Genomic DNA, 24,628 nt, shown 5'->3' with positions numbered 1-24,628 from the left:
GTGCTCGCCACCAAAAGGCTCACCTCGACCGCCTGGGCCCCAGGCCTGCCAGGGGACCCGGCGGGCGTGCCGGGAAGGCGCGCCAGGCCGAGCGCGTTCGCTTTGGACAGGTGAACGCCTCTCTGACACCCTCTTGCTCCATGCCCCCTACATCCCCCACCCCATGCGCCGCCCCCTGGTGGGTCGAGCGCGCCGAGATCCTCCTGGCGTCGAAGGATGTACGGACGCTGGACCTGGGCGCGCTGTGGGAGCTCTTCGAGCGGTTCTCCTTCGTGCAGGAGAACGTGGAGCCAGACCTGCTCCTTCTCGACGTGCGGGCCCGCCCGGAGCTCCAGGCGCTCTGGGATGCGCTGGAGGTGAGTGCACGCTCGGTGACCGAGGCGCTGGACGCGGCAGGAGATGATGTCGCCCGACAGCTCCGCACGGGAGACCTCGCGCCGGCGCGCTTCCGGGAGCGGTGGGAAGGGCTCGGCTTCACCGAGGCCGCTGGCCGCGCGAGCACGGCGGCGGATGACTGGCTCGAGGGCCTGCTGCGCATCTCACGCATCACCACCGGGCAGAGCCGGCCCCCGTTCGGTCAGGTGAACATGGCCTCGCGGGCCCAGCGCATCTCCGACTTCCTCTCCATCACGAGTCCCGGGCAGCACGACACGATCTACGACCTCGGCTGTGGCAACGGGAAGTTCGCCATCACCGTGGCCGCGAGCTGCTCCGCCCGGGTCAAGGGCGTGGAGTACGGCCAGACGTACGTCGAGTCCGCGCGCCGCACTGGAGAGCGTTTCGGGCTGCCGAACCTGGAGTTCATCCACTCGGATGTCCGCGATGTGGACCTGTCGGATGGCACCGCGTTCTATCTCTACTTCCCCTTCTGGGGGGAGGTGGCGCACGCGGTGGCCCGGATGCTCGGGCACGTCGCGCGGGACCGGGACATCACCGTGTACGCCTCGGGCCCCCGTCACGACTACGGCGAGCACTTCCTCGAGCAGGTGACCCAGGGGGCGCTGTGTCTCGCGCCGCAGCGCCAGGACTTCGCGGACGTGATGGTCCTGCGCAGCGCCGCCTTCGCGTGAAGGGCTGGAGAAAGGGCCCGGCTCCGAGGTGGAGACCGGGCCCCTCGGCTCAAGGCAGGGTCACCGCCTGCTCGAGCGCCTGTTGGATCTGCGGCAGCGCGTAGGGCTTGGGCAGCACCACCACGCCCTCCAACGGTTGCTCTCCCCTGGGCAGCGCCACGTTCCCATGGCCCGAGGCGAGGATGATCTTCATCCCGTTCTTCCTGCCCGCCACCTCTCGCGCCAGGTCCACTCCCGACACGCCCGGCAGTGTCACGTCCGTGAACAACACATCGAAGGTGCTGGCCGCCATGGCGCCCTTGGCCTCTTCGGCGCTCGTGACCGCCAGCACCTCGTGCCCCAGCAAGTCCATCAGCTCGCAGGCCGAGGAGCGCACGTCCTCGTCATCCTCCACCAGCAGCACGCGCAGCCGGCGCGATGCGGGCTCGGGGGCACGCTCGGACGAGCTGGGCGTTGCCGCCGCACGGTGGGGCCCTCGGACCGCCAGCCGCTGCTGACGGTTGTCGAGCAACTGCCGCAGCTTGCGGGCCAGCTCTTCCCGGCTGTAGGGCTTGCTCAGCAGCTGCACTCCCGGGTCGAGCCGTCCGCCATGCACGATGGCGTTCTCCGTGTAACCCGAGGTGAAGAGCACCTCGATGTCCGGGATGAGCGCCCTGGCCTGCTTGGCGAGCTCGGGGCTGCGCACCGGACCGGGCATCACCACGTCGGTGAACAACATGTCGATGGGAACGCCACTCTGGAGGACCACCAGCGCGCTCTGCGCGTCCACGGCCTTGAGCACGCGGTAGCCCAGCTCGCTCACCATCTCCACCACCGTGGCACGCACCTCGGCGTCGTCCTCCACCACCAGGATGGTCTCCGTGCCTCCCTCGATGGGGCCGGTGACGACCTGGGCGTCCGCCGTCTCGGCCTCCATCGCGCGGGGCAGGTAGAGCTTGATGGTCGTGCCGTGCCCCACCTCGCTGTAGAGCTTGATGTGTCCGCCGCTCTGCTTGACGAAGCCGTACACCATGCTCAGGCCCAGACCCGTGCCGCGGCCCTCGGGCTTGGTGGTGAAGAACGGCTCGAAGGCGCGCTCCATCACCTCCGGCGTCATGCCGCTGCCGGTGTCGGAGACGGCCAGCAGCACGTACTGGCCGGGCAGGACCTCGGGGTGCAACCGGCAGTAGTGGTCATCCAGCGTGGCATTGCTGACCTCGATCGTCAGCTTGCCATTGTTGTCCATCGCGTCCCGGGCGTTGATGGCCAGGTTGAGGATGACGTTCTCGAGCTGGTTGGGATCGATGGCCGTGTTCCACAGCCCTCCAGCGGTGGACGTCTCCAGCTGCACGTCCTCGCCCAGCGTGCGGCGCAGCAGCTCGTCCATGCCCCGCACCAGCCGGCTCAGGTTGACGACGAGCGGTTGGAGCGGCTGGCGGCGCGCGAAGGAGAGCAGCTGGGAGGCGAGCTTGGCGCCCCGGTCCACGGCGCGGGCCGCGGTCTGGACGCGGGCCATGGCGCGCTCGTTGTCCCCCAGGTCCCGCTGGAGTAGCTGGAGGTTGCCGGCGATGACCTGGAGCAGGTTGTTGAAGTCGTGCGCCACGCCGCCGGTGAGCTTGCCCACGGCCTCCATCTTCTGGGATTGGCGGAGCTGGGCCTCGGTCCGGCGCCGCTCGGCCTCGCTCTCCTCGAGCGCCCGGGTCCGCTCGCGGACCAGCTCCTCCAGGTGCTCCTGGTAGTGACGCACCTTCGCCTCGGCGAGCGCCTTCTCGGTGACGTCCTGGCCGTAGACGAGGATGGCCTGCACGGGCCCTCCCGGCACGCGGACGGGCCGGTAGTCGAAGTTGATGAACAGGTCCTCGATCGGACCGTCCACCTTCGTGCGGAGGGCGACCTTGAAGTTCCGCATGCTGACCGACTCGCCCTGGTGGAACACCCGCGCGAGCATGTCCAGGATGGCCGTGTTGCCCTGGAGCTCCGGACGCGCCTTGAGCAGCGGCATGCCGACAACGTCCCGGAAGCCGAGGAACGGCAGGTAGTTCTCGTTGACCATCTCGAAGACGTAGTCGGGGCCCCGGAGGACCCCCACGACTCCGGGGAACACCTCGAGCAACTGGCGGAGGTAACGGCGCTCGTCATCCAGGGACTTGTTGGCCTCCTGCAATGTCCCCATCCGAGCGAGCAGGGGAGCGAGCAGGTCCGGGGAGAGGCCCTCCCGTGGCTCCGGTTGTGCCCACTTCGCGATGTCCGAGGAGCGCAGGTCCGTTACGTCCACGGCGTGCTGGAGGATGAAGGCCACGTTGCCCGAGGAATCGAGGAGGGGCTTGTGGGTACAGGTCCAGAGGCGATCCTCGAGCACCGGCCCCGCCTGGGTGGGGCGGGAGATGGGCTGGGCCAGCATCGGGACGAGGTCCGGCATGCGCCGGGCGAGCACCCGCTCGAGGGATTCCCGGAGCCGGCGCGAGCTGTCATCGCCCGGAGAGTGCTCCTGCTGAGGGAGCACCTCGAAGATGCTCCGGCCGATGACCTCGTCGAGCCGCAGCGCGGTGGCCTCCAGGTAGGCCTGATTGGCCGTGACGTACTTCAGCTCCCGGTCCAGCACCATGAGGGGAGAGGGAGCGGCGTCGAACAGCTTCTGGGTATCGAGGGTGTCGGACATAGCGAACGGATGGGGGGGCCCCCGGCACCCTTGCCTGGTGGCGAACCCGAGTGCCGGGAACGGCCAGAATACCGTCATGGGGCGAACGAAAGGCCAGAGAAGAAATCCATTCGGAGCCTCCCAAGGCGCTCGAGTGGCAACTGGTCGACCTTCGCCCCGAGATGGCTGGAAAACGCGGCTGGACCTGCTCCCAGTCCCCTCCGGGTGAATCACGCCCGCCTCCTCCCCTCCCCTCGGGGAGGGCAAGCGCTGGTTCCCCGTCCCCGAATGGCTCGCACGCTATAGTCACCCGCCCATGCAGCAGGGCCCGAGCCTCGATGCCTTCGTCCTCCTCAAGCGCCTGGCCATGGGCGCCATGTCCGAGGTGTTCCTCGCCGAGGCGAAGGGCGAGGTGGGACCGGACCGGCTGGTGGCGCTCAAGCGGATGCGCCCGGAGGTCGCGGGGGACGAAGACTGGGTGCGGCAGTTCCTGGATGAGGCCCACCTCTCCACCCTGCTCAATCATCCATTCCTGGCGCGTCTTCGCACCTTCGGCCAGCAGGACGGCCTGCTGTTCCTCGTGTTCGAGTACGTGCACGGCCTCACCCTGGCGCAGCTCCTGGAGGCACGCCGCACCGCCGGGCTGGGGCCACTGCCCTGGCCCCACGCGGTACGTATTGCCACGTACGTGGCCGAGTGCCTGGGCTACCTGCACACCCTGCGGGGCCGGGAGGGGCAGCCGCTGGGACTCGTCCACCGAGACCTCCATCCCGGCAACATCATGATCGCCGACACCGGAGCGGTGAAGCTGCTCGACTTCGGCATCGCGCGCAGGACCGGGCGGTTGACGGAGACGCAGCCCGGCCGGGTCAAGGCCCGACTGGAGTACGCCACGCCCGAGCAGCTTCGCGAAGCGCCGCTGAATGGCCAGACGGATGTCCATGGACTGGCGCTGACGCTCTACGAGCTGCTCTCGGGCGTGCAGCCCCTGCGGCGGGCCACTCCGGTGCAGACGATGGAAGCCGTGATGAAGGAGGTCCCCCGCGGACTCGGCGCGGTACGTCCCGCCGTGCCCGAGGCGATTCAGCGGAGTGTGACGGCGGCCCTCGCCAAGGAGCCCGCGCAGCGCCCCTCGCTGAGGGAGCTCCGCGCGTCGCTCGACCAGGCCCTGCGCGCCGGCGCCCCGATGGTGGGCCTGCCCGAGCTCGCCGAGCTGGTGTCCCCCTGGCTCCCCGGCTCCGGGCGCCTGCCCTGGAGTCAGGACCGCGCACGGGAGGGAGTCACCGTCACCCGGACCGCCGACGTGTCCCACCCCTCCCAGAGGACGAAGGGCTGACGCTCAGTCGCCCGCCTTCAGCCCGTAGCGGTTGAGCAGTCCGTGGACGTGGCTGCGCGCCAGCCCCGCGGTCCGCGCCACTTCCGAGATGTTGTTGCCACACCGCGCGAGCAACGCCGTCAGGTACTCGCGGGTGAAGGCCTCCACCATGCGCTCCTTGGCCTCCTTGAAGGTCAGGGCGCTCAGGTCCTCGGCCGCGGAGACCGCGCTCACCGGCTGCATGTCCGGCAGCTCCGCGTCCCCCGCGGCGAGGACGCGGTGCACGAAGTTGCGCAGCTCCCGCACGTTGCCCGGCCAGTCATAGGAGATCAGCCGCTGCACCAGCTCGTCCGTGAGCGGGAAGTCCGGCTGGCCGGCCTGCAGGAAGAGGTGGCGCGCCAGCAATGGAATGTCCTCCGAGCGCTCGCGCAGCGCGGGGACTCGCACCGGCACCACCGCCAGCCGGTAGTAGAGGTCCGCCCGGAAGCGCCCCGCGGCCACCTCCGCCTTCAGGTCACGGTGCGTGGCCGCCACCACCCGCACGTCCACTTCCCGCGCGGCGTTGTCCCCCACCCGGCGCACCGTGCCCGACTCCAGCACCCGGAGCAGCTTCGGCTGGAGCTCCAGGGGAAGCTCGCCCACCTCGTCGAGGAAGACGGTGCCACCATGCGCCTGTACCAGGTGCCCCTGGCGCTCGGTATGCGCACCCGTGAAGGCGCCCTTCGCGTGCCCGAACAGCTCGCTCTCGATGAGCGAGGGAACCACCGCTCCGCAGTCCACGATGACGAAGGGCTTGGAGCTCCGGGGCGAGGCCAGGTGGACCGCCTCGGCCAGCAGCTCCTTGCCGGTGCCCGTCTCCCCCAACAGCAACACGGAGAAGGAGGAGCGCGCGGTGCGCTCCAGCACCCCGAAGAGGCGCTGCATCGCGGCGCTCTGCCCCAGCGCGCGTCCGAAGGAGGTGCGCGGCGCGGACTCGGCGCCCTCCTCGGACGGCTCGGGCATGACGAGCAGCGTCGTCTTACCCAGCGTGAAGCGGGCCTCGCCCGCGACGGTGACCTCGTGAATGCGCACCCCCAGGGACCAGGTGCCGTTGCGCGAGCCCACATCCCGAACTCGCACGCCCTCCGGCCGGGCTTGAATCTCCAGGTGGACACGCGACACCGTCGGATCGCTCAGCCGCAGGCCACCCTCCACCTGGGTACCCACCAACAACGTCCCTTCGAGGGGAAGGTCCTGTCGCGCGTCCGGCCCGGTCTCCACCACCACGCGAAAACGCGGGCCGCGCGACGCGGGTCGCCCCTCCGCCAGGGCACCGGGAGAAAGCGGTTCGGTGGAGGAAATACCCATGCGGTATGGCAACATAGGACCCTCGCATGGCTCCCCACAAGCACCCCTCCTCGTGCGCCACCTGCGGGCTGCCCATCCCCCCCCACGAGACCTCCTGCACGGAGTGCACCGCGCTCACCCAGCACGTCGGCGATGAGGGATGGCGCCTGCGTGTGCCGGCGCGACGTCCCTTGAATCCGGGCGACGTGCTGGAGGGCAAGTGGCGGCTGGAGGAATTACTGGGCGCCGGAGGCATGGGTCAGGTGTACCGGGCCCGGGACCTCGCGCTCGAGCGCCCCGTGGCCATCAAGCTGCTTCACGAGGCGTTGTGCGAGGACCCGGAGAGCGTGGCGCGCTTCGAACGGGAAGCGCGGGCGATGGCGCGGTTGGAGCATCCGCACATCACCCCCATCTACGCCGTCGGCCAGGAGGGCGGACGTCCGTTCATCGTGATGAAGCACCTGGAGGGGATGACCCTGGCGCGCTACCTGCGCTCGGTGCCCGGCCCCCTGCCCGTCCCGGAGGTGCTCGCCCTGGCGCGGCAACTGTGCGCCGGGCTGGACTTCATCCACCAGCGCGGCTGCGTCCACCGCGACATCAAGCCGGGGAACATCTTCCTCTCCACCGGTGGGCACGCCACGCTGCTCGACTTCGGCATCCTCTGGGAGCACCGCGGCGAGGAGGCCACCCGAAGCGGCTCGAGACTCGGCACGCCCAGCTACATGGCGCCGGAGCAGGCCCGCGGTGAGCAGGTCGACGGCCGTGCGGATCTGTTCTCCCTGGGGCTGGTGTTGCTGGAGATGTCGACGGGCCTGCCACCGTCGAGCACCTGCCGGCTCCTCGGAGACGGGCCACGGGCCGCGGTACAGGCACTCCGTGAGCAGGCGCCGTGGCTCCCGCTCTCCCTGGCGGAGGTGCTCGTACGGGCCACCGCGATGAACCCTGAGCAACGCCACGAGAGTGCACTCGCGCTGCTCTCGGCGCTCGAGGGGGCGGAGCTCGAGCCCCCTGAATCGAAGCCAACCCCGGCGCCGGTTCCAGGCGTGCGCACGAGCCGCGTGCGGCCCATGTCCCTGGCCGTGCTGGGCGTTGCCAGCGTTGGAGCGCTCCTCTTCGGGAGGCTCGCGCTCCGGAGCACGGACGAGGCACCGGCCGCGCCAGCACCAACGGCTCCGGGCTCCGCGTCGGCGGCCATCATCACACCGCCAGCCTCCGCCACTCCGCATCCGGAGCAGGAGGCCACCACCGCACGAGACTCCGCCACGTCCCCGGCCGCTCCGGACAGCGCGCCCACGGCCGCCCTGGCGCCAGTGCCGGTGGTGACTGCCTCCGCCACGCCGACCTCCGCAACTCCGGCTCCGGCCTCCGCCGTGACGAAATCCCCCCGGACCCGGGCACAGTCCGCACGCGCGGCATCCACCGAGCGAAGCGACACCCGGCAGCGTGCCAGGCAGGGCCGGGGGGAGCTGCGCGTGGTGACGGTGCACGAGGGCCGGAGCGTCTGGGCCAACGTCAGCGTGGACGGCAAGCACCACGGCGCCACACCGGTGTCCCTCGACCTGCCCGGAGGGCGGCACTCCGTGCGCGTGGAACGTAGCGGCTTCGCATCACAGGAACGCCAGGTCGAGGTTTCCCCGGGGACGAAAGCAGTGGTACGCATCGAGCTCCACGAATGAGCGCTCCCCAGTTGGTGATGTCGCTGCTCCTCGCCGCCAGTGCGCCCACCGAGGGCCCCCGCGAGCTGGACGCGGCGCTCCAGGCCTTGTCCGAAGGGGACTTCGAGTCCGCGCTTTCCCATGTGGAAGTGGGGCTTCGGAAGACCCGTGACGAAGCCCACATCGCGCGGCTGCAACTGGTCCGCGGCGAGGCGTACGCGGCACTCCGTCAGTACACGCAGATGGAGGCCGCCTTCGCCCAGGCGCTCGAGTCGGATCCGGACGTGCGCCTGGACCCGGAGCGTGTGCAGCCCACCGTGGTGACACTCTTCGAGCAACTGCGCGAGCGGCTCCGAGGGGAGTTGTCCATCGAAGTCGAGCCATCCGGAGCGGAGCTTCGTCTCGATGGACAGCCGCTCGGACAGGCGCCCTGGCGGGGACCGGTCCCCATCGGAACGCACACGCTGGAAGTGGGCTCGGGGACGACCACGCTCCAGGTCAAGGTACGACCCGGCCGGACGGAGCAGGTGCATATCGTCCTCGCTCCGACCACCCCGGAGGGAACATCCATCTCTGGACTCGCGTTCGGCGCCCAGGCCCGGGCCGTGCTGGGCCTGTCCCCTCTGTCGGGAGTGGGAATGGAAGCCGGTGTGCGGCTGGCGGGCACGTATGTCCATGGCGAGCTCAACGCCACCGCGGGGCGCCGGTTCGGAGCCTCCGCGCGCCTGGGAGCCCAGGCGCCGGAGCTCGTGGGTCCGCTGACCTTCTTCCTCTCCCTCGACGCGTACGCACTGGGAGGGCCGGTCCTGTTCGGCGGCGGGCTGTCCGCCGGAGCCAGCCTTCCCCTCTCCACGCGCGTCGACCTCTTCGTGGAATTGAGCGGACGCTGGCTCCCGGCGAGCGCCTCGTACGGCACCACGCACCTGCTGGGCACGTCCGGATTGCGCTTCACGCCAGGCAGGTAGTCACACCTGCCTGGCGCGGCGGCTCAGAAGAGCTGCTTGTAACGCTCGGCCGAGTTGGGCATGCGGGTGTACGGGTAGAGGATCCAGCGGCGGTTGTCCCTGTCCACGTTGAAGAGGATCTCGTAGAGGACCTTGCCAGCGCCGGTACCACCGTTGACCTTGAAGAAGTTGTGCATCTGCTCGAACCACACGGTGGAGTCACCGTTGTCCGCGTTGCCGGACCACTCGGAGATGGCCAGCGGCAGGCCCACGCTCCTGGCGAACTCGAGGTGCTTCGCCAGACCCTTGGGCGCACCGTAACCATCGGTCTGCTGGATGGAGTTGTTCCAATCCGTGACGGTCGCGACGTAGGGATACTGGTTGTAGTAGTCGACGCTCATCACATCCACGTAGGCGGCACCGGGGAAGGTCTTCCGCCAGTCGATACCCGAGCTCACGGACTCACGGTTGACGCAGAACACCAGCCTGGCGGCCGGGAAGATCTCCTTCTGCAGCGAACGGTAACGCTTCCACGCGGTGATGAAGGACGTCGCGTCGCTCGCGGTGACCTTCCAGGGGTACCAGTTGCCGTTCATCTCATGGGCGAAGCGGATGTAGACCGTGCCCGGGCGGCTGCCCCACTTCCTCTTCAACGTGGTGAGCGACTGGCGCCAACGCGCATCGTAGGCACCGCTCGCCGCCGCGGCCCAGGACTCACCCTTGTCGAAGGCACCCACCGCGATGTCGATGTTCTGCTGCCAGCTGCCATACTCGCCGCCGGGATCCAGCTGCCAGAAGTTCGCGGCATTCAGGTTGTTGTCGGACCAGGTACCGGCGATCTTCACCGCGCTGCCACGCCAGGTGGCGAAAGCACCCGAGGGCACGCCCTGGCCAGAGGCTCCGGAGAGCCAGGGGCCAGAGGTTCCCGTGTCGGGGGTACCGCCGCCGGCCGCGGCCACCGTGAAGGCGATGCCCGTTCCATCACGCCAGACGCTCGAGGTGTCTTCCCAGGTCGGGTAGAGCTCCCAGGTCCCCAGCGGATCGCTCGAGGCGATGACGCGGGTCGCCGTGAGGGTCACGCTCTCGCCCGGCTGAAGGGTGCGGTTGGTGAGGCGCGGCGTCAGATCATAGAAGGGACCACCCGCGTGCGTGCCACCGGGGGCGCGCGAGGTGAGCACGATGTTCTTCGCGGTGACCGCGGTGGTGCCGTTGTTCTTGTAGGTCACCTTCGCGCTCAGGGTCTGACCGCGCTCCAGCGAGACATCCGTGGCGGAGACAGCCTGGGTGATGGTCAAGGCCCCGGAGGTTTCGACGGCACCAACGGACTCACCGTACGTATCGTAGGTCTCCGTGTCCTCCAGGGGCCCACCGCAGGCCGTGGAGAGCGCGAGCACCAGGGCGGTGACGAGTCCGGTGAGATAACCGCGAGAGAAGAAGCGAGGGTTTGTTGCTGATCGAGTCATGAAAAGCCTCATTGAAGAGGTGGGGGGTTGCGCCAGCACGTAGAGCAAGCGATGTGCCGGGCATCCCCATCCAGCTCCACGAGGGGCCCTTCCCTCTAGACGAGCACCGACCGACCTCCCCGGAAAGCAGGCCCTGTTCACTCGACAGGACAGGTCCTGTTCACTCGACAGGACAGGTGGCGCATCCATTCCCACCCGTCGAGAAACATGAACAGGCTTTTCACAATCAATGAGCTTCCAGCGGCTGCTGCATCCTGCTTGGCTCGGGTTCCACCCACAGGAGCACGCATGGAGACGAGCAACCACGCCGCGTACATCGGGTCCATCCCCGAGCACTACCACCGGGGTGCCGGACCCTTCTTCTTCGAACCGTATGCACAGGAGCTCGCCGCGCGCCTCTCGGCCTTCGCGCCGCGGCAGGTGCTCGAGACCGCGTGTGGAACGGGTATCCTCACCCGGCGGCTGCGTGAGGCGTTGGCACCCGAGGCCCGGCTCGTCGCCACCGATCTCAACGAGCCCATGCTCGCGGTCGCCAGACAGACGGTCGGGCCAGACGCCCCCGTGGAGTGGGCCCAACAAGACATGACCCGGCTCCGCTTCGCTGACGGCGAGTTCGATGCCGTGGTCTGCCAGTTCGGTCTGATGTTCGTTCCAGACAAGCCCGCCGCGGCGCGCGAGGCCCTGCGCGTGCTCAGGCCCGGAGGCCAGCTGCTCATGGCCACCTGGCGGTCGCTCGAGCACAACGCGGCGATACGCCTGGCCCACGAGACGGTCTGCGCCCTCTTCCCGAACGAGCAGCCCCGGTTCTACCTGACACAGACGGGATTCGGCGAGCCGGGCGAGATGACCCGGCTGCTCGTCGACGCTGGCTTCGCCGATGTCCGCGCCGAGCCCGTGCAGAAGAGGTCCGTCATCGAGAACACGCGCGAGCTCGCGGTCGGACTCATCGAGGGTTTCCCCATCGTCGACTTCATCAAGGCGCATGACCCGCTGCTGGTATCCGTCGCGATCGGCGCGTTGACGAAGGCCTTGGACAAGCACCTGGGCGAGGCGCCGGTGAAGGTCACGATCGAGGCATTGGTGACCTCGGCGACGGCGCCGGGCGCGTAGCGACACGCCCCTCCCTCGCGCGCCACCACACGGCCCCGCCAGGGTCCACACCTGGCGGGGCCATGAGTCCCCGAGCGAACCCCGGCGTCAGCGACTCACGGAGTCTCGCCCGGCTCCTCGTCCGGAGCGTCCTCGCAGCCGCCCGTGCGGCCATCGCTGGCGGCGTAGAACGGGAAGGTCAGCGCGTCGTTCGACGGGAACCGCGTCCCCCCCTCGGCCAGGAAGTCCTCGATGCGGATCAGCCCGGTGCCGGCCGGATCGTGCAGCAGATCATACGCAACCACCTTCAGGACGTACTGGCCGGGATCCTCGGCGATCGTGCGGATGCATTCGGTGACCGAGCCATCGGCGTTCGGCGTGGTGCTCAGCACCTCGGGAGCGACGTACAGCGGGGCGCCGCCCTCCTGGCTCCAGACGAACTCGAGCGGGTCACCATCCGGGTCACGGACGGTGGCGCAGACGACCTGCCCGGTGCACTGATAGATGAACTTGGAGTCCTCGAAAACCACATCAACCAACTCGGGTGGATGGTTGAGCGCGGAGATGATGTCGCCGGTGCCCCGATCCGGGCCCCAGCACTGGTTGATGAGCAGGACTTCCCTCGTCTGGCCGTCGTTCACCCAGATGCCGGAGGAGGAGGCCGGAGAACAATCCTCGGAGGCCTCGCCCTCGGCGTCGAGCGGCTGGGTGGTGACGTCGTAGCAACCCGCGTCGAGCGTGACGAAGAGATCCGCGAACGCGTGGGACGAATCAGCATCGAAGGGCACGTTCTCCAGGCCAGGCATGCCTCCCCGCAGGCGGATCTCCTCGAGCGGCTTGTCGATGGTGCTGCTGAAGGGCGTGAAGGGCTCGTCGGTGCACTGCCGCCGATCGATCTTGAAGCGAATGGCGGCCACGTCGGTTTCTTCATCGACGCGGAGCGTGAGCGCCATGCCGGTCTGGCCCGCGGGGTGACGGCTGAACTGCTCCTCCGGCGTCGCCGAGGGGCCGCAGGCGATGGGCCCCATCAAGCTCAGCGCAAGCGAGCCCAGGACGGGGTACAACCCGAGGCGCGGCTGCGCCTTGGCGGTATTCACTTTCATGTGTGTTTCTCCATCGGAGATGTGACGACTCCACGAGCGCCGCGGCACCGTGAAGGGAAGGCCCACGAACCGTTGCTTCGCGCCTAGATGTGCCCTGGAAACGACTCGGGCAACTGGCTGCCAGCCCTTCCCCCCCCAAGTCGTATATACATGTCCAATGAGTGATTCCAACCCAGTAAAGACAGACATTCGATTCCGCGCCCCCCCCCCCACTGAGGTCCAACTTTCCTGATGGATTTGCCACGTCCCGCCACGTTCCCGCTCCCCATCGGCATCCGCACCTGGCTGGCGCTCGTCTGGCGGCAGGCCCTCGGTCGGAGGCCGCTCTCGAGCAGGGTCATGCACGCGAGCGACACGCCGTGTGTCCACCAATGAACGAAGAGGGCAACCGGCCAGGCTGCACGGCACCGCTCTCACGCGGCTCCACGCCGCGGTGCGGCAAAGCCACTCAACAGAAGAACCACGCGGAACATGTGGGCTGCTCGTGGGAGCACGGTAGCATCCCAGCACCTTCTTCACCGGTGAACGACGAGGAGACGCGGATGGACAAGATCTGGCTCGAGCACTACCCGCCTGGAGTTCCCGCGGAGATCAATGACCGTCAGTACGACTCACTGACGCACATGCTGGAGGAGTCCTTCAGCACCTTCGCCGAGCGTCCCGCCTTCAAGTGCATGGGCAAGACCCTCACCTACCGTGAGCTCGACACGCTGTCACGCCAGGTCGGCGCGTGGCTGCAATCCCGGGGACTCCCTCGCGGCTCCACCGTGGCCATCATGATGCCCAACGTGTTGCAGTACCCGGTGTGCATCGCCGCGGTCCTGCGCGCGGGCTACGTCGTGGTCAACGTCAATCCGCTCTACACACCGCGCGAGCTGGAGCACCAGCTCAAGGACAGCGGGGCCCAGGCCATCTTCATCCTGGAGAACTTCGCCGCCACCCTCCAACGGGTGCTGGAGCGGACCTCCGTCAAGCACGTGGTGGTCGCCTCCATGGGCGACCTGCTGGGCGGCCTGAAGGGCACCCTCGTCAACTTCGTGGTGCGCAACGTCAAGAAGATGGTGCCCGCCTACAAGCTCCCTGGCGCCGTGAGCTTCAAACAGGTGCTGTCGGAAGGAAAGGCCTCCTCCCTCGCGCCGGTGAAGACGTCACGCGATGACGTCGCCTTCCTCCAGTACACCGGTGGCACGACCGGCGTGGTCAAGGGCGCCACGCTCCTGCACCGCAATGTCATCGCCAATCTGTTGCAGGTCGAGGCGTGGATCCAACCCGCCCTCAAGGGCAAGCAGATCGATCAAATCAATATCATCTGCGCGCTGCCGCTGTACCATATCTTCGCGCTCACCGTCTGCGGGCTGATGGGCATCCGCATGGGGTCCATGAACATCCTCATCCCCAACCCGCGCGACATCCCGGACTTCATCAAGACGTTGTCCCAGCAGCCCTTCCACATCCTGCCGGCGGTCAACACGCTCTACAACGCGCTGGTCAACCACCCCGACTTCGGCAAGCTCGACTTCTCCCACCTGATGGTCTGCAACGGGGGTGGCATGGCGGTGCAGAAGGCCGTGGCGGACAAGTGGTTCGCCATCACCCGGGTTCCCCTCATCGAGGGTTATGGCCTGTCGGAGACCTCACCGGTGGCCACCAGCAACCCGCCCATCGCCACGGAGTACTCCGGCACCATCGGCCTGCCACTGCCCTCCACTGAAATCACCATCCGCGATGACGAGGGCAGGGATCTGCCACTCGGCCAGCCCGGGGAGATCTGCATCCGCGGCCCGCAGGTGATGGCGGGCTACTGGAACCGCCCGGATGAGACGGCCAGGGTCATGTGGCCCGATGGCTTCTTCAAGTCCGGCGACGTCGGCATCATGGACGAGCGCGGCCACGTCCGCATCGTGGACCGCAAGAAGGACATGATCCTGGTCTCCGGCTTCAACGTCTATCCCAATGAAATCGAGGGCGTCGTCGCCGCGCACCCGGGCGTCCTGGAGGTGGCCGCCGTGGGCGTGCCCGACGAACACTCCGGAGAGGTGGTCAAGCTCTTCGTGGTGAAGAAGGACCCCTCCCTCACCGAGGCCCAGCTCCTGGACTTCTGCCGCGAGCAGCTCACCGGCTACAAGCGGCCCAAGCACATCGAGTTCCTCGCCGAGCTGCCCAAGAGCAACGTCGGGAAGATCCTGCGCCGCGAGCTGCGCGAGCGAAAGGTGGCCTGAGCCCCGAAGGCCCAGGCGCCCGCTGGCCCTACCCCTGCCGCGGGAGGGCCGCGAGGATCTCGGCCATGCTCGAATCGAAGACGTCCCGGGGGACGAAGCCCAGCACGCGCTGGGCCTTCTCCGTCGAGTACTGGCCGTGGAAGGACAGGAAACTGGGAGCCTGTTCTGGCGGAACGGAGGGCAGCGGGCGAGTGGCGAAGGCGTCGGTGTACCGGTGAACGGGGATGTCCCCATCGACGAGGGTGAACGCCTGCCCGACCGCCGCGTCCTCGCGTAGCGCCAGGACGACGGCCTCCGTCAGGCTGCTGATGTGGAGGTACCCCAGCCTGCCCTGTCCGTCCCCCACCTGGGGGAACTGGCCCGCGCGGATCTGCGTGGGCAGGTGGGTGCCCCAGGTGGACGTGGGGTGGACGCCCAGAATGGCCCCGGGGCGGAGGATGACGGTCCGCAAGCCCCGGGCAGCCGCGGCCTCCACGGCCCGCTCGGCCTCGGCCTTGGTGACCGAGTAGGCGCGGCCCGTGGTCACCCGGGGCGAGTCCTCGACCACGGTGCTCTGGCCCTGGAGCTCGTACACGGCGATGGTGGAGATGTGCACGAAGCGCTCGCAGTCCGCGGCGAGCGCGGCCGTGGTCAGGCGCTCGGTGAACTCCGTGTTCACCCGCCGCGCCTCGGTGAGGTCATCCGAGCCCGTCGCCGCGCAATGAACCACCCACCGGGCGCCACGCACGGCGGTTTCCAGTATGGCCGCGTCGGTCAGCTCGCCCAGGACGACCTCCGCCCCCATCCGCTCCAGCTCCGGCCGGGCCTCGGGGCGCCGGACCCAGGCCCTCACCCGGAGCCCCTCCGCGAGCAGCCGCTGGGTGACATACGTTCCCACGAATCCGTTGGCCCCCGTGACGAGGGCAGTCGAGCCTTTCAGTTCCATGCGGGGGAAGTTACCGCTTCGCGCCAGAGCCCACCCACCCGGCATCGAAGCGCACCCGCGGAGGTGTCGTGTGCAGCGCATCTCCGCGTTCGGACTCGACGCCGACGGACAGGTCGCCAGCGTCGTCACGCGCTTCGCCGAGCCGCGGCTCGTTCCGTAGCGCCTCGCGCTAGAAACCCCAACGGGGTCCCCAGGCCCGGGACAGGCGGCTCCGCGCGGCCTCGCTTCCGGCGAACGCCGACGTCGCCATGGGTCCCTCTGACTGCATTCGCAGCCGGATACCCCTGACGATGAGATGGGTCGTGCCGTCCACCTGCTCGAAGCGCACGACCTCACCCAGTCCCCGACCCAGGCCGAGCACCACGGCCAGATCATCACCCTCCGGATTCAGAAGACTGACAGCCTGGCCGGATTCGAACATCGGGCTGAAGAGCCTGAGGACCAGGAGGTCTCCCTCCATGCCGAGCTCGGCCTGTTCGATCACCTCCCGAGGCGCCCCCTGGGGCAGGACGTAGCGGCCGAACCGGCCATGCCAGGACTCGGGCACGGGGGCCGGGGTGATCCGCTCCCCCTGCAGCTGGCGGCCGAAGAGGCCGAAGTAACCCGCCATCACGAGATGGCCTTCGATTTCCTCGAAGGAGAGCCACATGTTGGAATCACCGACCACGCCCTTGAAGTATCCCTGCTCGTGCGGCTGCAGCTCCAGACGCATCCCCTGGACGGTGACATTCAGGACGCCGTTCTCGAGACCGACCACCATCGGGCCCACCTGCGTGGCGTAGATACCTTCCAACGCACGGAGTTCCTCCTGCGAACGGTAGACCGGCTGCACCTGGGGTTCCTCGGGGATCGGCGCCACCTCCAGCCCGCTCTTGATCTCGAGAGCGCGCGCGAGCACCTCATGGGCGATGACACCCACCAGCCCATCGGCGTTCTCGGAGTTGGAGAGCACCACCACGCCCAGCCCGTGTTCCGGCAGGAGGGACAGATAGGAGCGGAAGTACTGGGTGGCGCCATCGTGCTCGACCATCCGCACGCTCTGGCCATTCTTCAGGGGGAGCTCATAGAGGTACCAGGGGAGACCGATGCGGTTGTCCATGTCCAGGGGCCTGCCGACGTTCTGCTGCCTCCACATCTCCTGGAGGGAGGCGGGCTTCAGCACGCTCTCGCCGTCGAACCGGCCCTCCGCCAGCAGCATCCGGATGAACCTGCTCATGTCCTCCACCGAGCTGCGAAGGCCGCCAGCGGGGGAGTAGCTCTCCAGAAGATTCACCGGGTAATCACTGACGGGCAGCGCGCCGTAGCCCATCGCCATCTTCGAGGCGACCTGGGAATCCAGCCGGAAGGAGGAGTGCGTCATCCCCAGGGGGCCAAGGATGTATTGGTTCATGTAGGCCGTGAACTCCATCCCCGAGACGGTCTCGATCGCCCGGCCGAGGACCGCGAAGCCCCCATTGGAATAGGCCCAGAGCTTGTCCGGCGGGTTGGCCAGATGGTCTTCCCGGAGGTGCTCCACGCGCTCGGCCAGGGTGAGCGGTGTCTGGGCGTAGGCGCCCACGAGCTGCTGTTCGGGAATGCCCGCGTGGTGGGTCAGGAGGTTGCGAGGGGTGACCGGGCCGGCGTTGGAGAAGCGAGACTGGATGGAGAAGCCCGGGATGAACTGCTCGATGGGCCGGTCCAGCGCGATGCGCTCCTGCTCGGCCAACTGCATGATGGCGGCGCCCGTGAAGACCTTGGCGAGTGAACCGGCCTCGTAGACGGTCTCGGGGGTGGCGGGCGTCCGCTCCGCCACGTTGGCGAAGCCGAAGCCTCGAGACCACACCACCTCCTGACCGTCCACCAGTGCGATGCTCAGTCCGGCGACGTCGGCCTCCGTCATCGCGGTCTTGATCAACAGGCCGAGCTCCGCCTTCAACCTGGAGTAGTCCGCCCTGGGTTGCTCGGGTGGAGTACCGCGGTCATCGCAGGCGGAGCCGAACACGCCAAGCCCGAGCAATGCCGTACAGAAATAGAGCGCCTGCCGGCGCGAGAAGGGGTGTTTGCGATTCATGACGATCTCCCGTGTCACGTGGGTACTTCCAGGAACACGAGGACTGTCGCTGAAGGGCGTGCGGAAGACCTTAGGCCTTGTGTCGTTCAAAGGTCACGGAATGTCACCGGACCTGGGCGGAACGCCCCTTTCCCGGGCCATGGAACCGGGTACGGGCCAGCCTACTCCATGCCTCTGACATGCCTCATTGGGGTGTGACAGCTCCAGCGGCGTGTCTGTCACGACCTCACTGTTTGCAAATATTGTTTCCCGCGGGAACGGCCCACGAGGAGAGGCTGGATTCACGTAAAGACTTGTCAACTTCAGGAAACAGCGGTTATCGTCTCTTTCGTGGCTTTGCCTCCAATCCTGGAAGCGCCAGAGCCACATCACCCACAACAGGAGAACGCAAATGGACATCGTTCGCGCGTGGAAGGATGCGGATTACCGGATGAGCCTGACCCAGGAGCAGCTGGCGCAGCTCCCCGAGAACCCGGTGGGCGCGGTGGAGCTCTCCGATGAGCAGTTGCAGGGCGCTGGTGGCGTTGCCGCCCAGTCCGCCTCGTTCTACTCCTGCCCCACGAAGAGCATCTGCTCGTACTGTGACTGCATCTAGCCGGGCCAGCGCGCCCTCGTTGACAGGATGAACGAAGGTGCGCGCTCCGGGCGGGACGGGTCGAGAGGCCCGTTCCGCCCGGTGTTCATCTATTCAATCGCTCGAGCACCAGGAAGGCCACGCCGTGAGTCCACACCCCATCGATGCCGCGAGTTGGTATCAATCACTCACCCTGCTCGAACGTCTGTCGTTGCTGCGGAAGGCCCCGGGCGTGTCACCGCTCGAGCCAGCCCAGGCGGAGCTCGCCGGCCGCCGCGCCCATCGCTGGCGCACGCAAGCGCCCTTCTCGGAGGCAAACACCCTGCTCCAGGAGCGGCTCGCGCTCGACGGCATCCGCGAGGACGAGTGGCTCCACTTGTTGGGTGAGCCAATCGAGGCCGTCCAGGCCCGCTGCTCCAAGCCCCCGTCCTGGCTGCGCGATTTCGTGTCGGCCTATGAGCAGCCGGCTCCCGGAGGTCTCATTCCGGTCCACGAGCCCCAGAAGCTGCGCGGCAAGAGCAAGGATGCCGCCGGGCTGTTGATTTCCATCCTGCCCCTCATGCGTCAGGCCCGGGATCGCCTCCGCGCGGGACTCCAGGAGATCCGCCGTGCGCACCCCGACGCGCCCTTCGAGAACGAGGCGCTGGAGCGGCTGTTCCTCGCGGGTCTCCAGGGGCCGCTCATCAACAAGATCGACCGCACCCTGGTGCTCGAGATGCACGTTGCCCGCGTCCAGGGCCAGCTCCAGGGCGACACCGCGGAGGAGCGCTACGCAAGCTTCCTCGAGCGCCTGCGCCGGCCCGAGATCGTGCTCGCCCTCTTCCAGGAGTACCCGGTGCTGGCCCGGCAGCTCAGCATCGGCCTGGAGCAATGGGTGACCTACAGCCTCGAGTTCACCCGGCACCTGTGCGCGGATTGGAGCGAGCTCCGGGCGAGGTTCAGCCCGGGGGCGGACCCCGGCGGGCTCGTGAGCCTGGACATCGGCGCGGGCGATCGTCACCGGGGCGGGCGCTCGGTGATCCTCGTCGGGTTCAGTGGGGGGCTCCGGCTGGTCTACAAGCCCAAGGCGCTCGCGGCCGACTCGCACTTCCAGCAGCTCATCACCTGGCTCGACGAGCGGGGCGCGCAGCCAGGGCTGCGGACGATCTCCGTGCTCGATCGGGGCACCTACGGGTGGCTCGAGTTCGTGCCCGCCGAGAGCTGCACCTCGGAGGCCCAGGTGCGGCGCTTCTACGAGCGGCAGGGCGCCATCACGATGTTGCTCTACCTCCTGGGCGCCACCGACTTCCATTACGAGAACATCATCGCCGCGGGCGAGCACCCGGTGTTGATCGACCTGGAGACGCTGTTCCACCCCTACACCGAGAGCTTCTCGGCGACCTCGGCCCATGAGCGGGCCCAGCAGTCGATCGTCGGCTCCGTGCTGCGCTCGGGGCTCCTGCCACAGTGGATCTGGGGAAACAAGGCGGCGCTGGGCATCGAGATCAGTGGCCTCGGAGCCCACAAGGGACAGAAGACCCCGTTCGGGGCGCCCTCCTGGGAGAGCGCGGGCACCGACGGCATGCGCCTCCAGCGGCAGCCCTCCGAGGTGCCCGAGGGCCACAACCGGCCGAAGCTGAACGGCGCGGATGTCCAGCTCCTCGACTACACCGAGGCGATCGTCGCGGGGTTCACGGCGATGTACCAGTGGGTCCTCGAGCACCGCGAGGAGCTCCTCTCTCCGGCGGGCCCGCTCGCGCGGTTCGCGGATGACGAGGTGCGCATCCTCCTGCGCCCCACGCAGCGCTACGGGCAGATCCTCAGCGAGAGCTTCCATCCCGATCTGCTGCGCAACGCGCTCGATCGCGAGCGGCACGTGGACCGCCTCTGGTTCGAGATGGAGCAGAGCCCCGCGCTGCGCAGGGTCATCGCGGCCGAGCGGTCCGACCTGCACAACGGGGACATCCCCATGTTCTTCACGCGGCCGGGCTCGCGCGATCTCTGGACCAGCGACAAGGTGCGGCTCGAGGGGTTCTTCGAGTCCTCGGGCATGGAGGTCGTCGAGCGCACGTTGAAGGGTCTGGGCGAGCCGGATCTCCTCAAGCAGGTGGGGTTCATCCGCGCCTCGCTCGCGACGCTCGACCTGCGGAAGGAGGGCCGGCGCGAACGGCGGACCACCGGCGCGAGCGAGCCCGGAGCCGTCGCGGGCCGCGCCCAGCTCCTGGCGGCGGCGCGTGCCGTGGGAGATCGGCTGGAAGCGCTCGCGGTGAGGGGTGATCAGGATGCCTGCTGGGTCGGGCTGCTGCCCCAGGGACGTGCCTATGCCCTGTCTCCGGTCGACACGAACCTCTATGGAGGCACGGCGGGGATCGCGTTGTTCCTCGGCTATCTCGGGGCCGTGACGGGCGAGGCGCGTTACACGCAGCTCTCGCGGGCCGCGCTGCGCTCCATGCTGCGGCAGGTGGAGCGCAACAGGGACACCCTGACGGGCATTGGCGTCTTCGATGGGTGGGGGTCGGTGCTCTACACCCTGTCCCATCTGGGCACGCTCTGGAACGAGCCGGCGCTCCTGGAGGAGGCCCACGCGGTGGTGGAGCGGCTCCAGCCCCTCATCGAGCGCGATGACGCCTTCGATGTCGTCGCGGGCGCGGCGGGATGCATCGCCAGCCTGCTGAGCCTGAACGCCCGCGCGCCCTCGGCCCGGACGCTCGAGGCGGCGAGGGCGTGTGGGGAGCGACTGGTGGCCAGGGCCCAGCCCATGAAGAAGGGAGTCGCCTGGCCCTCGGCCATGGAGGTCGTCGTCGCCCCGCTCACCGGATTCGCGCACGGCACGGCCGGCATCGCCTGGGCGCTCCTCCAGCTCGCGACCCTCACGGGCGAGGAGCGGTTCCGGTCGCTGGCATTGTCCGCCCTGGCCTACGAGCGCGACTCCTTCGTCCCCGAAGAGGGAAACTGGACCGATTGGCGCAAGGACGAGAACTCGCCCTCGGAGGAGCGGGCCTTCGTGGCGGCCTGGTGCCATGGCGCGCCGGGAATCGGCCTGTCGCGGCTCGGAATGCTGCCCCACCTCGATGACGCGGACACGCGAGCGGAGCTCGACGTCGCGCTGAAGACCACGCTCGCCCGTGGCTTCAGTGACAACCACTCGCTCTGCCACGGCGACCTGGGAGTCCTCGACGTGCTCCTCACCGCCCGCGAGGCCCTGGGAGAGGTGCCCTGGCACGCAGAGGTGGAGCGCCGGGCCGCCAGCGTCCTGGCCAGCATCGAGCGGCAGGGGTGGATCTGCGGGACTCCACGCCGGATCGAAGCACCGGGGCTCATGATGGGAATCGCGGGGATCGGCTACGGTCTCCTGCGGCTGGCCGAGCCCGGGCGTGTCCCCTCGGTGCTCCTGCTCTCGCCTCCCGTGCCCGGCTGAACGACAGGAGGTGATGGCCCGTGGCTGACGCGAATCGTTCCATCTTCCGTGCCGAGGCGCTCCGGCGCCATGCACAGGGTCGCGAGCGCGGTGTCCTGCCGCGCGTGATTGCCCCGAGGACGTTCGTCTTCCTGTGGCTCCTCGCCGGGCTGAGCGGCGCGATGGGCGTGCTGGCCTGGGCCACGGAGGTCCCCGAATATGTCTCGGGCCTCGCCGTCGTCGCGCGTGGGGGCGAAGGCGGGGAGTCCTCGCGGCTCGTCGTCGTCCTTCCGGCGGAAGCGCACCCACGCCTGAGGGTGGGCCAGGAGTTGTTGCTGGAATCAGGTCCGCCCGGAGAGCGCATGGCCCTCGCCCTCACGGCGGTGGAGCCCGGTCTCCTCGGCCCGGAGGCCACGCACGAGCGCTTCGGCCTCCGCCCCGGTGTGGCGCCGCTCGTCACGCGTCCATCGGCCATTGCCCTGGCTGCCTTCGCGCCACCCGGGCGGGAGGTGTCCGCTCGAGAGTACGTGGGCAGTTCCTACTCCGTCCGGGTACGAGTCGGGTCCCGCCGGCTGCTGTCCCGGGTTCCCTTCGTCGGTCCGCTGCTGGGAGCATCCCCGTGAGTGAATCCGTGCTGCGCCGCACCCTGTCCCGCCTGAGGAGAAGGCGTGTCCCGGTGCTCCTCCAGCTCAACGCGCTCGAGTGCGGAGCGGCCTGTCTCGCGATGCTCCTCTCCTACCACGGGCGCCAGACGCGCGTGGCCGAGTGCAGGGATCGGTGCGACCTCGGGCGCGATGGCCTGACCACCCTGGCGATCGTCCAGGCCGCGCGGAGCTTCGGGCTGCGGGTCAAGTCGTATTCGGTCGAGCCCTCGGCGTTCGAATACCTCCGCCTGCCCGCGATCGCGCACTGGCAGTTCAATCACTACGTGGTGGTCGAGCGCTGGTCGCCCAAGGGGGTCGACATCGTCGATCCAGCCGTCGGACGGCGCCGTCTGAGTGCCAGTGAGTTCGACGCGGGGCTCACGGGGTTGGTGCTCACCTTCGAGCCCGGCGTTCAGCTCGAGCCCGCGGGGGCGAAGCCCGCCTTTTCATGGCTCCCGCTGCTGCGCACCCACCTGCGGGAGTCCCCGGGCATCGTGGCCCAGGTGCTCTGTGCGTCCATCGCCTTGCAGGTGCTCGGGCTCGCGCTCCCCCTCTGCTCCAAGTGGGTGGTGGACGACGTCCTCCCGTTCCCCGGCACGAACCTCATGACGCCCCTGGCGATCGGCATGGGGTTGCTGGCCGCGACGCAGCTCGTGCTCGGCTACCTGCGCGCCACGCTGTTGCTCTACCTCCAGGCCCGCGTGGACCTGAAGCTCATGCCGGGACTGCTCGAGCACCTGCTCACCCTGCCCTTCCGCTTCTTCGAGCAGCGCACGAGCGGCGATCTGCTCATGCGGCTGGCGAGCAACGCCATCCTGCGCGACACGCTGACGAGCCAGACCCTGTCGATCGTGCTGGATGGTGGGCTGGTCGTCGGGTACCTGGCCCTGCTGCTCCTGCGCGAGCCCCTCTTCGGGCTCGTCGTGCTCCTGTTCGGCGCGCTCCAGGTGGGGCTGATGCTCGGGAGCGCACGCCGCATGGGGGAGCTGACGTCCCAGGACGTGCTCGCACAGTCCGACACGCAGGGCTACCTCGTGGAGGCGCTCGGCGGCATCTCGACCTTGAAGGCCTCGGGCGCGGAGGATCGCGCGCTGGATCATTTCCTCGACCTGTTCTTCAAGCAGGTCAACGTGTCGCTGCAACGCAACCACCTGTCGGCCCTGCTCGACACGGCGATGACCACGCTGCGCATCTGCGCGCCCCTGGCCATGCTGTGGGTGGGAGCACTGCGGGTGCTCGATGGGTCGATGAGCGTGGGCACGATGCTGGCCTTGAACGCACTGGGGGCCGCCTTCCTCATGCCCCTCAACTCCCTGGTGCAGAACGGCCAGCGCCTCACCCTGCTCGGCGCGCACCTGGAGCGGCTCGCGGACGTGATGCAGGCCCGGCCGGAGCAGACGCTCGAAGCCGTCCGTCCCGCGCCGCGGCTCTCCGGGCGGGTGGAGCTGCGCAACGTCAGCTTCCGTTATGACGCGCGCTCTCCCTGGGTTCTGAAGGATGTCTCGCTCACGATCGAGCCCGGGCAGACCGTGGCGATGGTCGGCCGGACGGGCTGTGGGAAGACCACCCTGGTGAAGCTCCTGCTCGGCCTGTATCCCCCGGTCGAGGGGCAGATCCTCTACGACGGCATCCCGCTCGAGCAGCTCGACTACCGGACCCTGCGCGGCCAGTTCGGCGTGGTGCTGCAGGAGTCGTTCATGTTCAGCGGCTCGATTCGCGACAACATCGCCTTCAGCGATCGGAGCCTGCCGCTCGACAAGGTGATGAAGGCGGCGCGCCTGGCCGCCATCCATGATGACCTCGAGCAACTCCCGATGGGGTATGAGACCCGGCTGGCGGAGGGAGGAGGCGGGCTCTCGGGTGGACAGCGCCAGCGCCTGTCCATCGCGCGCGCCCTGTCCCATGACCCCGCCATCCTGTTCCTCGACGAGGCCACGAGCCACCTCGACGTGAAGACCGAGCGCCTCGTGGAGCAGAACGTCCGATCGCTCGCCTGTACGCGAATCTTGATCGCCCACCGGCTGAGCACCGTGCGGCATGCGGATCAGATCCTCGTGGTGGACCAGGGGACGATCGTCGAGCGCGGCTCGCACGCGGAGTTGCTGGCGAAGGGCGGACACTACGCGGCCCTCGTGCGCAGCCAGGACCCGGAGCTCCCGGAGGCGTCGGAGTCGCCACGGACTCCAGGTGAAGCCGCCGCATAGTTCGGGGGCGGAGACCACGTCCTCACGGACGAGAGAGGGGTGGACCAGAAAACA

Annotated in this window: 16 protein-coding genes; 10 read left to right on the top strand and 6 right to left on the bottom strand. The window is 68.6% G+C overall.

Going from position 1 to position 24,628, the window contains the following annotated elements; genetic code table 11:
- The first annotated feature begins 140 nt into the window (after positions 1-140).
- The gene (locus tag JQX13_RS31195; RefSeq protein ID WP_203403118.1) at positions 141-1,070 is read left to right on the top strand and encodes a class I SAM-dependent methyltransferase; all 930 of its coding nucleotides are present in this window, start codon (positions 141-143) and stop codon (positions 1,068-1,070) included.
- Positions 1,071-1,119: 49 nt separating this feature from the next.
- Here the strand turns inward: JQX13_RS31195 and JQX13_RS31190 are convergent, their stop codons facing one another.
- Complete coding sequence (locus tag JQX13_RS31190) at positions 1,120-3,708, bottom strand: response regulator (protein WP_203403117.1); 2,589 nt, start codon at positions 3,706-3,708, stop codon at positions 1,120-1,122.
- 295 nt (positions 3,709-4,003) lie between these two features.
- Here JQX13_RS31190 and JQX13_RS31185 point away from each other — a divergent pair, with 295 nt between their 5' ends.
- On the top strand, positions 4,004-5,023 hold the full coding sequence (locus JQX13_RS31185) for a serine/threonine-protein kinase (protein ID WP_203403116.1): 1,020 nt from the start codon (positions 4,004-4,006) through the stop codon (positions 5,021-5,023).
- A gap of 3 nt (positions 5,024-5,026) precedes the next feature.
- Here the strand turns inward: JQX13_RS31185 and JQX13_RS31180 are convergent, their stop codons facing one another.
- Positions 5,027-6,208 (bottom strand): sigma 54-interacting transcriptional regulator, encoded by a 1,182-nt coding sequence (locus tag JQX13_RS31180; protein ID WP_239015384.1) that lies wholly within the window; start codon positions 6,206-6,208, stop codon positions 5,027-5,029.
- Positions 6,209-6,375: 167 nt separating this feature from the next.
- On the opposite strand from JQX13_RS31180, the gene JQX13_RS31175 reads away from it, so the two are divergent.
- Positions 6,376-8,004, top strand: coding sequence for a serine/threonine-protein kinase (locus JQX13_RS31175; RefSeq protein WP_203403114.1), 1,629 nt, complete (start codon positions 6,376-6,378; stop codon positions 8,002-8,004).
- Entirely contained in the window at positions 8,001-8,948 is a 948-nt protein-coding gene (locus JQX13_RS31170) for a PEGA domain-containing protein (RefSeq protein WP_203403113.1), read from the top strand. Before JQX13_RS31175 ends, JQX13_RS31170 begins: the two co-directional genes overlap by 4 nt.
- Before the next feature lie 23 nt (positions 8,949-8,971).
- Here the strand turns inward: JQX13_RS31170 and JQX13_RS31165 are convergent, their stop codons facing one another.
- The gene (locus JQX13_RS31165) at positions 8,972-10,390 is read right to left on the bottom strand and encodes a glycosyl hydrolase (RefSeq protein ID WP_203403112.1); all 1,419 of its coding nucleotides are present in this window, start codon (positions 10,388-10,390) and stop codon (positions 8,972-8,974) included.
- A 288-nt stretch (positions 10,391-10,678) separates the two neighbouring features.
- On the opposite strand from JQX13_RS31165, the gene JQX13_RS31160 reads away from it, so the two are divergent.
- Positions 10,679-11,500 (top strand): class I SAM-dependent methyltransferase, encoded by an 822-nt coding sequence (locus JQX13_RS31160; protein ID WP_203403111.1) that lies wholly within the window; start codon positions 10,679-10,681, stop codon positions 11,498-11,500.
- Positions 11,501-11,595: 95 nt separating this feature from the next.
- On the opposite strand, the gene JQX13_RS31155 is transcribed toward JQX13_RS31160, so the two are convergent.
- Positions 11,596-12,582, bottom strand: coding sequence for a hypothetical protein (locus JQX13_RS31155; RefSeq protein ID WP_203403110.1), 987 nt, complete (start codon positions 12,580-12,582; stop codon positions 11,596-11,598).
- Positions 12,583-13,124: 542 nt separating this feature from the next.
- Between JQX13_RS31155 and JQX13_RS31150 the strand changes: the two genes are divergently transcribed.
- A complete protein-coding gene (locus JQX13_RS31150) occupies positions 13,125-14,801 on the top strand; it encodes a long-chain fatty acid--CoA ligase (protein ID WP_203403109.1) in 1,677 nt (558 codons plus the stop codon).
- 28 nt (positions 14,802-14,829) lie between these two features.
- On the opposite strand, the gene JQX13_RS31145 is transcribed toward JQX13_RS31150, so the two are convergent.
- Both JQX13_RS31145 and JQX13_RS31140 read right to left on the bottom strand, forming a co-directional pair.
- Positions 14,830-15,726, bottom strand: coding sequence for an NAD-dependent epimerase/dehydratase family protein (locus JQX13_RS31145; protein WP_203403108.1), 897 nt, complete (start codon positions 15,724-15,726; stop codon positions 14,830-14,832).
- 169 nt (positions 15,727-15,895) lie between these two features.
- Positions 15,896-17,776: a serine hydrolase domain-containing protein gene (locus JQX13_RS31140; protein ID WP_203403107.1), complete on the bottom strand. Its 1,881-nt coding sequence runs from the start codon at positions 17,774-17,776 to the stop codon at positions 15,896-15,898.
- Between the two features lie 391 nt (positions 17,777-18,167).
- Here JQX13_RS31140 and JQX13_RS31135 point away from each other — a divergent pair, with 391 nt between their 5' ends.
- From JQX13_RS31135 to JQX13_RS31120, 4 genes are all read left to right on the top strand, one after another.
- Entirely contained in the window at positions 18,168-18,371 is a 204-nt protein-coding gene (locus JQX13_RS31135; RefSeq protein ID WP_203403106.1) for a mersacidin/lichenicidin family type 2 lantibiotic, read from the top strand.
- A gap of 124 nt (positions 18,372-18,495) precedes the next feature.
- Positions 18,496-21,747, top strand: a complete 3,252-nt coding sequence (locus tag JQX13_RS31130; RefSeq protein ID WP_203403105.1) for a type 2 lanthipeptide synthetase LanM family protein — start codon at positions 18,496-18,498, stop codon at positions 21,745-21,747.
- A 20-nt stretch (positions 21,748-21,767) separates the two neighbouring features.
- Positions 21,768-22,349 (top strand): hypothetical protein, encoded by a 582-nt coding sequence (locus tag JQX13_RS31125; RefSeq protein WP_203403104.1) that lies wholly within the window; start codon positions 21,768-21,770, stop codon positions 22,347-22,349.
- Positions 22,346-24,574, top strand: coding sequence for a peptidase domain-containing ABC transporter (locus JQX13_RS31120; RefSeq protein WP_203403103.1), 2,229 nt, complete (start codon positions 22,346-22,348; stop codon positions 24,572-24,574). Before JQX13_RS31125 ends, JQX13_RS31120 begins: the two co-directional genes overlap by 4 nt.
- Positions 24,575-24,628: the final 54 nt, after the last annotated feature.

It is taken from the genome of Archangium violaceum (genome assembly GCF_016859125.1).
In the GTDB taxonomy this organism is placed as follows: domain Bacteria; phylum Myxococcota; class Myxococcia; order Myxococcales; family Myxococcaceae; genus Archangium; species Archangium violaceum_A.
Note: the sequence above shows the minus strand (reverse complement) of the source record. Positions and strands in the feature narration are given on the sequence as shown.

Coding starts and splice junctions, on each gene's coding strand:
- JQX13_RS31195 (WP_203403118.1), top strand. CDS start 141: ATGCCCCCTACATCCCCCACCCCATGCGCCGCCCCCTGGTGGGTCGAG.
- JQX13_RS31190 (WP_203403117.1), bottom strand. CDS start 3,708: ATGTCCGACACCCTCGATACCCAGAAGCTGTTCGACGCCGCTCCCTCT.
- JQX13_RS31185 (WP_203403116.1), top strand. CDS start 4,004: ATGCAGCAGGGCCCGAGCCTCGATGCCTTCGTCCTCCTCAAGCGCCTG.
- JQX13_RS31175 (WP_203403114.1), top strand. CDS start 6,376: ATGGCTCCCCACAAGCACCCCTCCTCGTGCGCCACCTGCGGGCTGCCC.
- JQX13_RS31170 (WP_203403113.1), top strand. CDS start 8,001: ATGAGCGCTCCCCAGTTGGTGATGTCGCTGCTCCTCGCCGCCAGTGCG.
- JQX13_RS31165 (WP_203403112.1), bottom strand. CDS start 10,390: ATGACTCGATCAGCAACAAACCCTCGCTTCTTCTCTCGCGGTTATCTC.
- JQX13_RS31160 (WP_203403111.1), top strand. CDS start 10,679: ATGGAGACGAGCAACCACGCCGCGTACATCGGGTCCATCCCCGAGCAC.
- JQX13_RS31155 (WP_203403110.1), bottom strand. CDS start 12,582: ATGAAAGTGAATACCGCCAAGGCGCAGCCGCGCCTCGGGTTGTACCCC.
- JQX13_RS31150 (WP_203403109.1), top strand. CDS start 13,125: ATGGACAAGATCTGGCTCGAGCACTACCCGCCTGGAGTTCCCGCGGAG.
- JQX13_RS31145 (WP_203403108.1), bottom strand. CDS start 15,726: ATGGAACTGAAAGGCTCGACTGCCCTCGTCACGGGGGCCAACGGATTC.
- JQX13_RS31140 (WP_203403107.1), bottom strand. CDS start 17,776: ATGAATCGCAAACACCCCTTCTCGCGCCGGCAGGCGCTCTATTTCTGT.
- JQX13_RS31135 (WP_203403106.1), top strand. CDS start 18,168: ATGGACATCGTTCGCGCGTGGAAGGATGCGGATTACCGGATGAGCCTG.